This is a genomic window from Winogradskyella sp. UBA3174 (genome assembly GCF_002364335.1).
GTDB lineage: Bacteria > Bacteroidota > Bacteroidia > Flavobacteriales > Flavobacteriaceae > Winogradskyella.
Window position 1 is genome coordinate 31,946 of record NZ_DEXW01000062.1, and the last position, 14,943, is coordinate 46,888.

Annotated in this window: 17 protein-coding genes; 10 read left to right on the forward strand and 7 right to left on the reverse strand. The window is 31.5% G+C overall.

Annotated features, from left to right (window positions below; translation table 11 throughout):
* Positions 1-8: 8 nt before the first annotated feature.
* From B2U95_RS11665 to B2U95_RS11680, 4 genes are read left to right on the forward strand one after another with little or no spacing between them, the layout of a single operon-like run.
* A complete protein-coding gene (locus B2U95_RS11665; protein ID WP_296316669.1) occupies positions 9-848 on the forward strand; it encodes a 1,4-dihydroxy-2-naphthoyl-CoA synthase in 840 nt (279 codons plus the stop codon).
* Positions 849-863: 15 nt separating this feature from the next.
* Positions 864-1,769, forward strand: coding sequence for a 1,4-dihydroxy-2-naphthoate octaprenyltransferase (gene menA / locus B2U95_RS11670; protein WP_296316671.1), 906 nt, complete (start codon positions 864-866; stop codon positions 1,767-1,769).
* Positions 1,770-1,805: 36 nt separating this feature from the next.
* The gene (locus B2U95_RS11675; RefSeq protein ID WP_296316673.1) at positions 1,806-2,483 is read left to right on the forward strand and encodes a metal-dependent hydrolase; all 678 of its coding nucleotides are present in this window, start codon (positions 1,806-1,808) and stop codon (positions 2,481-2,483) included.
* Between the two features lie 30 nt (positions 2,484-2,513).
* The gene (locus B2U95_RS11680) at positions 2,514-3,221 is read left to right on the forward strand and encodes a TlpA family protein disulfide reductase (protein WP_296316674.1); all 708 of its coding nucleotides are present in this window, start codon (positions 2,514-2,516) and stop codon (positions 3,219-3,221) included.
* On the opposite strand, the gene B2U95_RS11685 is transcribed toward B2U95_RS11680, so the two are convergent.
* From B2U95_RS11685 to B2U95_RS11695, 3 genes are all read right to left on the reverse strand, one after another.
* Positions 3,189-3,425: a hypothetical protein gene (locus tag B2U95_RS11685; RefSeq protein ID WP_296316808.1), complete on the reverse strand. Its 237-nt coding sequence runs from the start codon at positions 3,423-3,425 to the stop codon at positions 3,189-3,191. The genes B2U95_RS11680 and B2U95_RS11685 overlap by 33 nt on opposite strands.
* A gap of 196 nt (positions 3,426-3,621) precedes the next feature.
* Entirely contained in the window at positions 3,622-5,241 is a 1,620-nt protein-coding gene (locus tag B2U95_RS11690; RefSeq protein ID WP_296316676.1) for a hypothetical protein, read from the reverse strand.
* Positions 5,242-5,512: 271 nt separating this feature from the next.
* Entirely contained in the window at positions 5,513-6,409 is an 897-nt protein-coding gene (locus B2U95_RS11695; protein ID WP_296316678.1) for a sterol desaturase family protein, read from the reverse strand.
* 147 nt (positions 6,410-6,556) lie between these two features.
* Here B2U95_RS11695 and B2U95_RS11700 point away from each other — a divergent pair, with 147 nt between their 5' ends.
* On the forward strand, positions 6,557-7,240 hold the full coding sequence (locus tag B2U95_RS11700; RefSeq protein ID WP_296316680.1) for a DUF2490 domain-containing protein: 684 nt from the start codon (positions 6,557-6,559) through the stop codon (positions 7,238-7,240).
* Here the strand turns inward: B2U95_RS11700 and B2U95_RS11705 are convergent, their stop codons facing one another.
* A complete protein-coding gene (locus tag B2U95_RS11705; protein ID WP_296316683.1) occupies positions 7,241-7,435 on the reverse strand; it encodes a hypothetical protein in 195 nt (64 codons plus the stop codon). It lies immediately after the preceding gene.
* Between the two features lie 127 nt (positions 7,436-7,562).
* On the opposite strand from B2U95_RS11705, the gene B2U95_RS11710 reads away from it, so the two are divergent.
* From B2U95_RS11710 to B2U95_RS11725, 4 genes are all read left to right on the forward strand, one after another.
* On the forward strand, positions 7,563-8,597 hold the full coding sequence (locus tag B2U95_RS11710; protein ID WP_296316685.1) for an o-succinylbenzoate synthase: 1,035 nt from the start codon (positions 7,563-7,565) through the stop codon (positions 8,595-8,597).
* Between the two features lie 2 nt (positions 8,598-8,599).
* Entirely contained in the window at positions 8,600-9,559 is a 960-nt protein-coding gene (locus B2U95_RS11715) for a CPBP family intramembrane glutamic endopeptidase (protein ID WP_296316686.1), read from the forward strand.
* Positions 9,560-10,642: an AMP-binding protein gene (locus tag B2U95_RS11720; RefSeq protein WP_296316689.1), complete on the forward strand. Its 1,083-nt coding sequence runs from the start codon at positions 9,560-9,562 to the stop codon at positions 10,640-10,642.
* A gap of 89 nt (positions 10,643-10,731) precedes the next feature.
* Positions 10,732-11,334, forward strand: coding sequence for a hypothetical protein (locus B2U95_RS11725; RefSeq protein WP_296316691.1), 603 nt, complete (start codon positions 10,732-10,734; stop codon positions 11,332-11,334).
* Between the two features lie 60 nt (positions 11,335-11,394).
* Here B2U95_RS11725 and B2U95_RS11730 read toward each other — a convergent pair whose 3' ends face one another.
* From B2U95_RS11730 to B2U95_RS11740, 3 genes are all read right to left on the reverse strand, one after another.
* Positions 11,395-12,252: an OmpA/MotB family protein gene (locus B2U95_RS11730; RefSeq protein ID WP_296316692.1), complete on the reverse strand. Its 858-nt coding sequence runs from the start codon at positions 12,250-12,252 to the stop codon at positions 11,395-11,397.
* Between the two features lie 105 nt (positions 12,253-12,357).
* The gene (locus tag B2U95_RS11735; RefSeq protein ID WP_296316694.1) at positions 12,358-13,350 is read right to left on the reverse strand and encodes a glycosyltransferase family 2 protein; all 993 of its coding nucleotides are present in this window, start codon (positions 13,348-13,350) and stop codon (positions 12,358-12,360) included.
* On the reverse strand, positions 13,351-13,800 hold the full coding sequence (locus B2U95_RS11740) for a type I restriction enzyme HsdR N-terminal domain-containing protein (RefSeq protein WP_296316697.1): 450 nt from the start codon (positions 13,798-13,800) through the stop codon (positions 13,351-13,353).
* Between the two features lie 114 nt (positions 13,801-13,914).
* Here B2U95_RS11740 and holA point away from each other — a divergent pair, with 114 nt between their 5' ends.
* On the forward strand, positions 13,915-14,922 hold the full coding sequence (gene holA / locus B2U95_RS11745) for a DNA polymerase III subunit delta (protein ID WP_296316698.1): 1,008 nt from the start codon (positions 13,915-13,917) through the stop codon (positions 14,920-14,922).
* The last annotated feature ends 21 nt before the right edge of the window (positions 14,923-14,943 follow it).

The following is a 14,943-nucleotide window of genomic DNA, read 5'->3' on the forward strand; positions in this document are numbered from 1 at the left end:
TTAAATAAATGAGCCAAATTGACTGGAAAGTTGCCAAGTCTTACGAAGATATAACATATCATAAGTGTGATGGAGTAGCAAGAATTGCTTTTAATAGACCAGACATTAGAAATGCATTTAGACCAAAAACAACATCAGAGCTTTACGATGCCTTATACAACGCCAATGAAGATGTTAATATCGGAGTGGTACTTTTAAGTGCAGAAGGACCGTCAACTAAAGATGGGATTTGGAGCTTTTGCTCGGGAGGAGATCAAACAGCAAGAGGCAAGCAAGGTTATGTTGGTGAAGATGGGTATCATCGTTTAAATATTTTAGAAGTTCAGCGTTTAATTAGGTTTATGCCAAAAGCAGTAATAGCTGTTGTACCAGGCTGGGCAGTTGGTGGAGGTCACAGTTTACATGTTGTTTGCGATTTAACTATAGCGAGTAAAGAGCATGCTATTTTTAAGCAAACAGATGCAGACGTAACTAGTTTTGATGGAGGCTATGGTTCTGCTTATTTAGCAAAAATGGTAGGGCAAAAAAGAGCAAGAGAAATCTTTTTTCTAGGTAGAAATTATTCTGCACAAGAGGCTTACGATATGGGAATGGTAAATGCAGTAATTCCACATGCTGACTTAGAGACTACAGCTTATGAATGGGCTCAAGAAATATTAGCTAAATCACCAACATCTATAAAAATGCTAAAATTCGCAATGAATCTTACAGATGATGGTATGGTTGGTCAGCAAGTATTTGCTGGTGAGGCAACCCGTTTAGCATACATGACAGATGAAGCAAAAGAAGGTAGAGATGCCTTTTTAGAAAAAAGGAAGCCTAACTTTCCTAAAAAATGGATTCCTTAATCGAAGTTTATATAAATGAAAAAAATTAAACCGTGGCTTTCAGCCATGAGGTTAAGAACCTTACCACTTTCTGTTTCTGGTATTATATTGGGTACTTGCTTTGCGTATTATAATGGTCATTTTAGTCCATGGGTTTTAAGCTTAGCAATTCTAACAACCATAAGTTTACAGATATTATCTAACTTAGCTAATGATTATGGTGATGGTGTAAAAGGCACTGATAATGATGAAAGAGTAGGGCCAATGCGTGCTATTCAAAGTGGAGAGATTACACCAGATGAAATGTTTGATGCTATTAAATTTAATATTATTATTGTCATTATTTTAACTTTAGCTCTAATATGGGCAGCCTTCGGACCAACTAATTTTCTATTTCTATTACTTTTCGTTTTTCTTGGTGGTTTATCTGTTTATGCAGCATTAAATTATACTATGGGAGATTCACCTTATGGCTATAGAGCTTTAGGTGATGTTTTTGTTTTTATCTTCTTTGGTCTTATGAGTACTGTAGGAAGTTATTTGCTTTATATGCATACTATAGATCATGTTGTTATACTTCCTGCAATTGCACTTGGCTTATTAAGTGTTGGAGTATTAAACTTAAATAATATGCGAGATATAGAATCTGATACCAATGCAGGTAAAATCACTTTAGCCGTAAAATTAGGTTTGAGTCGTGCAAAGCAATATCATTTCTTTTTGATTATTGGAGCTATGGTTATTGCCGTGATTTTCTCAATTCTCTATTATGTAGAGCCTTATAATTTAATGTATTTTATTGCATTTGTACCACTAATAATTCATGTTAAAAAGATAAAAGCTGCAACATTACCAAACGATTTTGATAGTCAATTAAAAGTCTTAGCTCTATCAACATTTCTCTTCGCACTGCTTCTAGGTATTGGCTATATTTTATATTAAATTTATGGCTAACTTTGGTTTATAAATTTTTATAAAATGAAAATCACATTCTACGGTCACGCATGTTTAGGCATACAAATTAAAGATATTCATATTTTAGTTGATACTTTTATAAGTGGTAACGAAAAAGCTTCTAGCATTGATATAGAGAGTCTAAAAGCAGATTATATACTAGTTACACATGCACACCAAGATCATACTTTAGACGTTGAAGCTATAGCAAAACGTACAGGGGCTATAATTGTCTCTAATTATGAAATCGTAGCACACTATAAAAGTTTAGGTTTAGAAGGTCACCCAATGAATCATGGTGGATCTTGGGATTTTGAATTTGGGAAATTAAAATATGTAAATGCAATCCACTCGTCTTCTTTTCCAGATGGTAGTTATGGTGGTCAACCAGGAGGATTCATAATAGAAGGTGAACATAAAAACATCTACATAGCAGGAGATACAGCTTTGACTATAGATATGAAACTTATACCAATGCAGACCAAACTAGATTTAGCCATTTTGCCAATTGGCGATAATTTTACAATGGGAATAAACGATGCTATTTTAGCGAGTGATTTTGTAGAATGCGATAAAATCTTAGGCTATCACTTTGATACATTTGGCTATATTGAAATAGATCACGAAGTCGCTAAGCGCAAATTCTTTGATAAAGACAAAGATTTGATGTTGTTGGATATAGGTGAGAGTATTAATTTATAGATAAATAAAAGCCTAATTCAATTCACTTGTATGACTAAAAAAAAAATAATCCGATTTTTTAAACGCTACTTGTTAGGTTTAATAGTTTTATACCTATTGTTAGCTATTACTGCTTATATCATGTTAACTAAAGTGAGCAATATAGATTATAATGAAGAAATTCCACAACTCGTTTTAGAAAATCATTTAGGCGAATCAAAGACATTTAGTGATTATAAAGGTAAAGTACTCTTGGTAGATTTTTGGTTTCAAGGTTGCCAACCTTGTTTAGAGGAAATGAAATATTTTCCTGAGCTTTTAAAGAAATATGATTCTGAGTTGGCTATAATGAGTATTAGTATAGACCCTGAAAAAAGAACAAAATTCTTGCTAGAAAACAAACCAAAACCTTGGGATTTTCTTGAGGCTGACAATGAAAATTGGACCTTCTATAATGACAATATGAGCGATTATAGTTATGTAAAACAACTAGGTATTACTTCTTATCCTACATATTTATTATTTGATAAAGAAGGTAACTTTATTAATACCCCTTTTAGTGGAGTGGCAGCTGTAGAAAATAAGTTGAGTGGCATATTTGGATTAAATCTCGCTTATGATTTAGGAAAGGATACTATTAAAAAATTACCAGTGCTAATAATACTCTACACGGTACTAGTTTTTATAATTCTATTTATTCAATTTTTAATTTATCAACTAAAAAGATTATTCCGTAAAACGAAAACAAATAAGCTTTAAACCCATTAATGTTTTTAGATTACCTTTTATCTTAAAGTACTCTGCTAAATCAAAAGGCAATACTTCTCTGTTTTCAGGATGTGAACATTCATTTTTAACGTCTAATAAAGCCTGTTCTCTTCGAGAAGATACAACCAATTTGTAGTTCTGTTTAGATAATTTTAAAGCTAGTGCTTTCCCAATAGCTTTATACGCGCCTGTTATCCAAAATTATTTTGTTACTAAAAATTCATCTTTCTTATTTGTAGAATACTGATTACTAATGTAGCCATCATTTACTCTAGTTATAAGTTACTTTGCTAAAACTCCCAACATGCTAAAAAACTGGTTAAAAAAGTTGGTGTATTTTTTTAGCTTGATCTTATATTAGTCATTAAAGTTGACACTATCACAAAAAAAATTATTTTAACATAAAATGGCATATTCTATTAAAGATATGTTCAATTTCACTGTCTTTACCACCCCAAATAGGTACTTTAGAACCAGCCTTGGCGCTAAATGAATAAATTATAAATTTAGATAATTTATTTCTTCGACCTTTACTTTGGTAAATTAATTCGGCAGGGTAAGCTAGGTTTCCTATAACTGGAAACAAACCAACTATTAGTGCTATAATTGGGAACTGAGGTTTAGAACTAATAAGACTATTAGACATTCTCCAAACGGTATATAATGTTCTTGCTAAAGGACCTGCCGCTAGAATGATAATTGCACCATTTTGTATGCTGAAGACACCACTAGCAATTAAAATTGGCATTATTATAAAACTAAAAACTTTTACAAATGGTTTTATACCAATATGAATACTGAAGTCGGTTAAATAAGAACTTTTATCATCATTTTGCAACTCGCCTTTGAGAAATTTTGACTCTGATTCCGTTAAAAACTTTCTAGAATGCCACTTATCAATTTCTTTTTTTAGATACCATCGTACCAATCTCCAGCGATAGCTGACACTTGAAAAATAGCGGTATACGCGTTTAATAAATTTTTGATATCGAAAATTATATATTTTTTTTAAAAGTTTAACGACATTATTTTTTACACTTTGAATAGCTCTTTTTAAAAAGTTCATACTGTTTTTTAAAAACCAGGGTAGAGGTTTGTTTTCATAATATAATTTCGATTCTTCAGTAATCTTTTTTTGCGAAGCTGCATAGTATAAACTTTTTTGATGTCTTGATAAACCTTTCCAATTCTTTTGCTTTTTCGATAATATGTCTACATCATCACATAGGTTTTGATAAGTTTTTTTTCCTAATTCTGAAGTAATTATATCTTTATACTTTTTAAGATAATCACTAAGTTTTGTAGAATCTACATGATCAAAAAGCCAATCTCTATGTTTAATGCACTTCGGAATATAATAGAATAACGTTGATAATGGGTTCATTGCAAACAGCGCAGGAAGACCAGATTCTAAATCAATCCAAATCCATTGTCTTGTACCGTTCTCTTTATTAAGCATCATAAAGTTACTAACTGCTACAGGATTTCCTTTACCTGCTTGCCATACCAATCCGTCAAATCCAGATTCAATTAATTTATCCTTCAGAGGTTTCATAATCTCATTTTTTAACTCAGACATATAATTCACCTGGTCTATATCTAATGGATTAAATAAAGGCGCATGCTTACCAGGAATATACTCTGCATCAATTTCAAATGCTTTATGCTCTTCATTCCAACGGTAACCGAATGTTTTGGGTAATCTTAATTTGTCTTTAAACCAAATTTGACATAGAGACGACAAAATTCTTCGTCTTATCATGGCACATTCAATAGCATCTTCACACCAAGTATATGGGTTTGCAGATCCTGTTAGAATAAAAAGAATTAATTTACTTACAGGCTCACCAGTGAAAGTTTTTGTAGCGATGCCTTCATTACCAGAATAAGAAAGGTATACTTTTGCAGAACGACCTTTGCCTATATATTTTTTTTGAACTATTTCTTGAGGAATAACTTCTACATATTCATCTTTTAATTCCCATTTCTTATGCTTAAGTTTATAATGCATTTTGGTTAGATTAATTGCAAACTGATATAACTACAAGTCAAACATAGTTCTAACTTGTAAATACTATTAGGTGCTAAAAATCTTTAAAATAAAAGTTTGCTTTATTGGCTTAAATAATTTTAATATTCTGTTATACAGAAAGATATATTTAATTTGATTACTTGGTGCTAAAATCCCTTTAATCGTAATTATAATCGTTATAAAACTGAATATTGAGGTTTTTTTACAAAAAAAAAGTTAGTGCTCTTCAGTAAGGACTGCGGATATTTAATTATTTAATCGTATTATTTTTTAACCATTTATTTCTTAAATCATCACTAACTTCTCCGCTACCATCATGTTTCCAACCAGGTGGTTTAAATAGATAAAGAATTCTATTTCTTAATGACTTCCGTCCTAAAAGTGCGTCTTTAAACATCAGCCACCATTCTATAAATGCAATTTTAATAGGGTTATAAGTTTCGATGTTAGCCACCAAACCATATTTCACCTTTTCCTCTTTTAATTCAGGTTGAAAGGTGCCAAATAGTCGGTCCCAAATAATTAAAATCCCAGCATGATTACGATCTAAATATATTGGATTACTACCGTGATGCACGCGATGGTGAGATGGAGTATTAAAAATGGCTTCAAACCATTTTGGCGTTTTGTTTATGGCTTCAGTATGAATCCAAAATTGATACAATAGACTTACAGACATTTGTAATAATATCATAGCAGGATGAAAGCCTAATAATGGTAACCACAACCAAAAAATAAACGTATAAAATCCGCCAGACCATGATTGGCGTAAGGCAGTGCTTAAATTATAATGTTTAGAAGAATGATGCACAACGTGAGATGCCCAAAATATACGACACTCATGCGAAACACGATGAAAACAATAATAAGCAAAGTCATCCGCAAAGAATAAAAGCACAAAAGACCACCAAACTATAGGAACAGTAAACAGTCTAAAGTTATTATAAACCCAAAAGAAGACCATTAAAACGAGTGCTTTACTAGCAAACCCTAATAACACATTTCCTAAACCCATTGCAATAGATGAAAATGCATCCTTAGCTTCATAGGCTTTAATGTGTTGTTTTGCAGTTATATATAATTCCAATAGCATTGCTAATACAAAAAACGGAATAGCATAGAGAATGATATTTGGAAAATCTGGCATTTTTTTTCTTTAAAAATAGGCTTTTTTTATAAATATATGCTTAGTTAATTATTAGTTAAAAAATTTATAGGAATATAAAAAATGAAAGTATTACTATTATATTTGCAATCAAATTGACTATATCTGAAACTAAAACTTTTAACACTTGTGATTGTAGTCTCTTTTAAAAGTGTGTTTGCTCAAATTGATGAGTCACAAACAGGTGCTTGGTACATGTATTTTTACAACCACCAATTTGAAGATAGCCAATGGGGAATTCAAGGGGATTTTCAGTATCGTGATTGGCAAGGAGTAGGAGATATGGAACAGGTAATTTTACGTTCTGGTCTTACTTTTACACCAAAAGATAGTGGTGTTATGTTTACCCTTGGATATGCCAATATAACATCAGGTCAGTTTAATGATAGTGATGAAACATTTGGTGAAAATAGAATTTATCAAGAAGCTTTAATTCCTCAAAAATTAGGGAGTCGTTTTTATTTAACACACAGGTTTAGATATGAGCAAAGATTTGTAGAAAGTCAAGATTTTAGAACTAGATATCGTTATAATCTATTTTTGAATGTGCCTATAAATAAAAAAGAATTAGCACCAAAAGCCATATTTGCAGCCTTTTATAACGAACTTTTTATAAATGGTGAAACACAAATAGGTGATAACAGAACTGTTGAATTATTTGATAGAAATAGAACTTATTTAGGAATGGGTTATGTTCTAAACTCTACGATTCGTTTTCAATTGGGTTGGATGAACCAAAAAACAGATAATTGGGGGAAAAGTCAGTGGCAAATAAGTATGCATCACAATTTTAAAATAACAAGTAATAAATAATTATAATATGAAAAATGTATTTAAATTATTAGGTATTTCAGTATTAACAGTTGGTCTTATTGCGTGTGAAGGAGCGGTAAAAGAATAATCTAGCGAACTTAAAGAATCTGTTGAAGATATTCGTAAAACATCACCAAAAATGGCAGCCTTAGAAAAAGAAGGTAAAATTAAAATTGTAGCCGCTGTATATAACATGGCTACAAGTAAAGTAAAGTTTATGTAATTGGTTGTTGCATAAATTTTGATTGATTGGTTAGAGACGTTGGCATCATGAAAATGATGCCAATGTTGTTTTTAATAATTGTAGTTTTGTGTACTGATTATGAAAGCAAATTATCAAAAATATATTCTCAATTTTAAACAGCCTAGTGGTACTTCTAGAGGAGTCATGTCTATGAAAGAGACTTGGTTTATCATTATAGAAAAAGAGGGGAAAAGAGGTCTTGGTGAGTGTGGTATTTTAAGAGGTTTATCTATTGATGATATACCTAGTTACGAAGATAAATTGAAGTGGACTTGTGCGAATATTAGTCTAGGTTTAGATAAATTATTAGAATATTTAATTGAATTCCCTAGTATTCAATTTGGAATAGAAACTGCTTTTAAGTCTTTAGAAAGTAAAGACGAGTTTGTGTTATTTCCTTCAGCTTTTACCCAAGAGTATAATCCTATTTCTATTAATGGTTTGGTTTGGATGGGAAGTGAAGCTTTTATGCGAAAGCAAATTAAAGAAAAGATAAAAGCAGGTTTTGATTGTATTAAACTAAAAATCGGCGCTATTGATTTTCAAACAGAACTGAATATTCTAAAATCAATCCGGAAAGAATTTTCAATATCAGATATTGAATTGCGCGTTGATGCCAATGGGGCTTTTACACCAGACACTGCTTTAGAAAAATTAAAACAACTTTCAGAGTACCAATTACATTCTATAGAGCAACCTATAAAACCTAAGCAATTTGAGATTATGGCTCAGCTTTGTGAAGCTACTCCTTTACCAATTGCACTAGATGAAGAATTAATTGGTGTATTCTATTTAAAAGAGAAAGCACATATCCTTAAAACCATAAACCCACAATATATTATATTAAAACCTAGTCTTGTAGGTGGTTTTAAAGGCAGTAAGGAGTGGATTGATTTGGCTGAAGCGCTAAGTGTCAAATGGTGGATTACTAGCGCATTAGAAAGTAATGTAGGTCTTAGTGCTATAGCACAATGGACCTATACTTTAAATAATAAAATGCCACAAGGCCTAGGTACTGGGAGCCTTTTTACTAATAATTTTGATTCGCCATTAATTGTAAAAAATGGTACTTTACACTACGATATAAACCAAAACTGGAATTTTAATTTATAACTATGAATTATATACAACAAGCATACAAAGGTCTGCATGAAGGATGGAGATATTTAGCAGGTACTGTTATCATTATACTCTTTGTATTTGCAGGTCAAATACCATTTACGGTGGTAGCTTTGCTAGAAGCTAAAAACCAAGGGATGAATATGCTTGGATTAGATGAGAGCACCATTATGTCTCTTTTAGAGCCTAACTTAAATCTGTTTTTAATGCTTTTGTCATTTGCAGTAGGCCTATTAGGTATATTCTTAGTGAGTAAGTTTTTGCATAAATTATCTATAAAGAATTTAACTACTGCCAGAGAGAAAATAGATTGGCAACGTTTTTGGCTTATATTTTTTGGTTGGGGCATATTGTCTTCGGGTTTAGTTTTACTAGATTATTACATGTCACCCGAAGATTATGTTTGGAATTTTGATCTCACTAATTTTCTTATCCTAGCAGTAATAGCCTTAGCCCTAGTGCCATTACAAACTAGTTGCGAAGAATATTTATTTAGAGGGTATTTGATGCAAGGAATTGGTATTGTGGCAAAAAATCGTTGGGTACCACTTATTGTAACATCTGTCATCTTCGGAATGCTCCATATTGCCAATCCAGAGGTAGATAAATTGGGTTACGTTATTATGATTTATTATATAGGCACAGGTTTCTTTCTAGGTATAATGACACTAATGGATGACGGTTTAGAATTAGCCTTAGGCTTTCATGCGGCAAACAATTTATTTACAGCACTTTTGGTAACTGCAGATTGGACCGCTTTTCAAACCTATTCAATATTAAAAGACACATCAGATCCTTCCGCTGCTGCTTTAGTAGATATTGTGGTGCCTGTGTTTGTAATATTTCCCATTATACTTTTAATACTTTCAAAAATATATGGTTGGAACAATTGGAGAGAGAAATTATTAGGAAAAGTAACAGCACCGCCAAAAGAAGATTATAAAATTATAGAATAAGTGACACCTTCATATAACCATATACACAATAGCTTTAAGTTAAATGGAACTCATTTTAATCGTAAATATTTAGAGGAAGTAGCTTATAGTTTTATAAAAGAAGGTCAGCCTTATGAATCTGTTATAGGTAACTTTCTAATAGATTGGTTAGATGATAAAGATTTTGTTTCAGTTAACACATCGGGTTCTACAGGCAAACCAAAGTCTGTAGAATTAAAAAAGCAAGCCATGGTGAATTCTGCTATAGCAACAGGTGATTTTTTCAATTTAAAACCAACCGATTCAGCACTACATTGTTTACCTAGCGAATATATTGCAGGTAAAATGATGTTGGTTCGCGCTATGATTTTAGGTTTAGAATTAGACTTTGTAAAGCCTAGTGCTAGGCCTTTCATAAATCAAGAGAAACAGTATCAGTTTTGTGCTATGGTGCCTTTACAGTTAAGTAATAGCCTTGATGCAATTCAAAATATTGAAACACTTATTATTGGAGGCTCTAAAGTATCACAATCATTACAAGAAGAATTAAAAATGAGTTCGTCTAAGTTCTATGAAACTTATGGAATGACAGAAACAGTAACACATGTTGCTGTACGACAACTCAAATCTCTGTATGGAAAAGCAGATGTATATTTTAACGCAATGCCTAAGGTTAACTTCTCACAAGATGAACGACAATGTTTGGTTATTAATGCTCCAAAAATTATAAATGAAGCTTTAGTAACTAACGATATTATTAATTTAATTTCTACTCACAGTTTCGAATGGTTAGGACGTTACGACAACGTCATTAACTCTGGAGGAGTAAAACTTTTCCCTGAACAAATAGAGCAGAAGTTACAGCCTATATTTAAGGACCGTTTTATAGTAGTAAGAATTAAAGACAAAATACTTGGCGAAAAATTGGTACTTATAGTTGAGAACCCTTCCGATACTATAGACACTATAACTGCTAAAATTCATAAACTTAAAACACTTCATAAGTTTGAAATTCCAAAAGCTATTTATTGTTTAGATGCTTTTGTTGAAACAGATTCAGGTAAAATTCAACGTAGTAAAAGCTTAAAAAAGGTATTGGGGTAGTTTACTCGCTCAAAGTTATACTTCACTCATTATCAGTTTTATATTCTTGGTAAGCTTATTAGTTTTATAATAACTAAAAACACCATACCATGAAAACACTAGTCATAATTGTACTTGTATTGATGCTATCAGTAGCAAGTAACGCGCAAGAAAAAAACATAGAAACTGAATCTGTTACTATAGATAATCTCATAACATTTATTGTAGAACATTACAATACTAAAACTGATTCTACTAAAACAAAAAACATCATATTTCTTATAGAAACCTATGCTGATAATTTTAATACTGAAGATAGTGTAATACTTAAACAAGCTTTCAAACTACTAACTAAACGAGTTACATCAGACGATATAATAAGTATTGTTACCTATTCAAATTTTAACGGTATTGCACTTAATAAAGCAGAAGCAACAGATATAAAAAAATTACTTTATGTTATAGAGCATCCGAAATCTAGCGTTAAAACATTTGAAGAAGACGGTATAGAGCTTGCTTATCAGTTTACAAATGAGAATTTTGTAGAAGATTCTGAAAATTCTGTCGTAATGATACGTATGCCTAATCGTAAACCTAGGTTCGCAAAAACGGAAATAGCAGATACCAACACTAAAACCAAGCCCAAAAGTAATGCAGTTGTATTAACAGCAATTGCATTATTACCAGAGTTGATTGCTATTATTAAAGATTAGATATAAACAAAAAACCCAATGCAGTTGCATTGGGTTTTAATATTTTAAAATCTAAAAGAATTAATTCCCTTCAGATAAATTTTTCATTTCTTCTTCAATCATTTCATAAAACTCATCAATTTTAGGTAAGACAACAATACGTGTACGTCTATTTTTTGATTTGTTTTCAGCAGTATCGTTTTCTACTAATGGTACATAAGAACTACGACCAGCGGCAATTAATTTTTGAGGATTTACACCTAGGCTTTCTAAAACTCTTACAATAGAAGTTGCACGTTTTACACTTAAATCCCAGTTGTCTATTAATGGAGGCTTACTGTAAGATACATTATCTGTATGAGACTCTACCATAGCTTCAAAATTTGGCTTGCCATTAATAACTTTAGCGACTTTAGCTAATACTTCATTAGCTCTGTCCGTTACATTATAACTTCCACTTTTAAATAATAGTTTATCAGCGATAGATATGAATACAACACCTTTCTCAACGTTTACTTCAATATCTGGATCGTTAATACCAACTTCTTTCTTAAGACTTGTAACAATTGCTAATGTCACACTGTCTTTACGTGTTAATGCGTCTTGTAAGCGCGTTATTTTTAGGTTACTCTCTTTCAGACTCTCTAAAGAAGCCTCTATGTTTTTTGCACCTTGACTGGTAAGCTCTGTCATATCTTGAGAGTTTTTTATCAAGGCTTCATTGCTTCTTCGCATATCCGATAACTGATCTCTCATTGTTTCTACTCTAGCGTTAGAAGCAGCTGCATCAGAAAGACACTTGTTTAACTTTACAGTGGCTGTATTTAATAAATCTTCAGTAGATTCTTGTTTTGCTTCAAGTGCTAAATAGTCCTTCTTCGATACGCACGAGGCGAACAACAGCATTGAGCAAACACTTAATAACATTAATTTTTTCATAATTGAAATCTGATTTTACATTGTTAATTATAACAAATCAAAATTATACAAAAGTTTAGAGGGTATAACAGTGATTAACAAAAATTTTAACACTTTTATAAACAATTAAAATTTAGTTTGCTTTTTAATAAAATAAGACCATACTATTGAGTTAGACTCTTGATAATTAGAACGTTTACTGAGTTGTTTACGGTGCTGTAATACACGCCTTAAATTAGCGTAAAAAGAGATGTGTGCTTTAAATATGGCAAGAAAATAGTTAGGTTTTAGTTGTAGTAAAAATCGTAGCGCAGTAATACCATCTAAACTCATTCTTATAATAGTCCTTATAAAGACCTGTTTATCAGTGTTTTTTACTAAAGTGAATAGACTATTTCTAAAATTTAGATATGTTTTTTTAGGATTCGAGTTGCTTAAAGTTGCACCACCTACATGGTATACTGTAGAAGTTCCGATATACTTTGTTTTATAATTTGTATTAAAAGCACGCCAACACAAATCAATTTCTTCCATGTGCGCAAAGTAAGATTCATCAAAACCATTTAAGGTTTTAAAAACGTCGTTTCTAATAAATAAGCAAGCACCAGAAGCCCAAAAAATATCTTTTGTATCGTTGTATTGCCCTTCGTCTTTTTCAATAGTTTCAAAAATACGACCACGACAATATGGATAGCCATATTTATCTATAAAACCACCTGCTGCACCAGCATATTCAAAGTAAGACTTGTTTTTAAAGTCTAATATTTTAGGTTGAATAATTGCTGTGTTTACGTCTTCGTTAAATTCATCTAATATTGATTGAAGCCAATTTTCGGTAACTTCAATATCACTATTCAATAAGCAGAGTAGTGGTTCTTCAATCTGTTTTAAAGCATCATTATAACCTTTAGCATAGCCTCCATTTTCTGAATTCTGAATTATTTTTACTATTGGAAAATGTTCAGAAACAAAAGCAACAGAATCATCGGTTGATGCATTATCAGCAACATAGATTTTAGCATTTTGCGAATGTTGTATAACTGAAGGTAAAAACTGTTCTAAGAGTGCTTTACCATTCCAGTTTAATATAACAATAGCTATGTCCTTTATTTCTAGCATTTATTTACTCTTGTAATGAGGAATGTTTTCTAAAAACGCATACCGTTCTTCGTCTAAGTCCATTTCACAATAATAGTGATTTAAACCGTTAGTTACCATTAAGTAAGATGCATTTAAGACTAAATTGTAACGTGCGATTTGATCAAAAGTAGTTTGATCTATTTTTATTTTATGTGATTTACACTCTACTATGAGATGAATACTTCCATCAGAATTAAAAATGACGATGTCATAACGTTTCTTAAGTCCATTAATAGTTAATTCCTTTTCAACATTTATTAATGATTTAGGATACTTCTTTTCATTTATTAAATAATGAACACAATGCTGTCGTACCCATTCTTCGGGCTGAAGAATGATGAATTTTTTCCGAATGACATCAAAAATAGAAACTTTATTTTCTGTACTTTTGAAACGGTATTCAAACTTAGGAAAGTTGAGTTTTTGCACTACACAAAATTATAATTATAATGTCACTTTGAGTGATTTTCGTGTAAAATTTTATCGAGAATCTCTAGATACTTTAATATAATTTAAAACTCGAACTCACAAACAGAGCATATAGTGGACGACGTAAAACAATTAGTTACAGCGATAAAAAAAGGTGATCTTAAACCTATCTATTTTTTAATGGGTGAGGAGGCTTATTATATTGATAAGATTTCAGACTTTATTGAAGCAAATGTTTTGGATGAAGCAGAGAAAGGTTTCAACCAAATGGTGCTTTATGGAAGAGATGTAACTATTGATGATATTGTAGGTAATGCCAAGCGTTACCCAATGATGGCAGAACGTCAAGTTATTATTGTAAAAGAAGCCCAAGACTTAAGCAGAACTATAGAAAAGTTGGTGCAATATGCTGAAAATCCGCAGCCATCAACTGTCTTAGTCTTAAATTATAAATACAAAAAATTAGATAAGCGTAAAGCGTTATATAAGGCCATAACTAAAAATGGAGGTCTCGTTTTTGAAAGTAAAAAACTTTACGAGAACCAAGTTCCAGATTGGATTAGACGCGTATTAAAGGGGCAAGATTATGATATCTCGCCAAAGGCTGCACAAATGCTTGTGGAATTTTTAGGAACAGATTTAGGTAAAGTAAATAACGAACTTAATAAATTGAAAATAGTTTTACCCAAAGGTACACTCATTACACCAGAGCATATTGAGGAAAATATAGGTATTAGTAAAGATTTTAATAATTTCGAATTACGAAAAGCTGTTGGTGAAAAAAATATTGTTAAGGTTTTTCAAATAGCAAAGTATTTTGCAGATAACCCAAAGGACAATCCTATGGTGGTAACGGTTGCATTACTTTTTAATTTTTTCTCACAGATATTACATATTCATGGTATGAATGATAAGTCACCAAGATCTGTTGCGTCTGCTATAAGAGTAAGTCCATATTTTGTAAATGAATATATTACTGCTGCTAGAAATTACCCTATGAAAAAAGTGAGCCAAGTTATTGGTTTACTTCGCGAGTTTGATGTTAAAAGTAAAGGTGTTGGCTCTAAGGCAATGCCAGAACGTGACTTGTTAAAAGAATTGTTAGTTAGGATAATGGAATAGTTCTTATAACTAAATTATAAA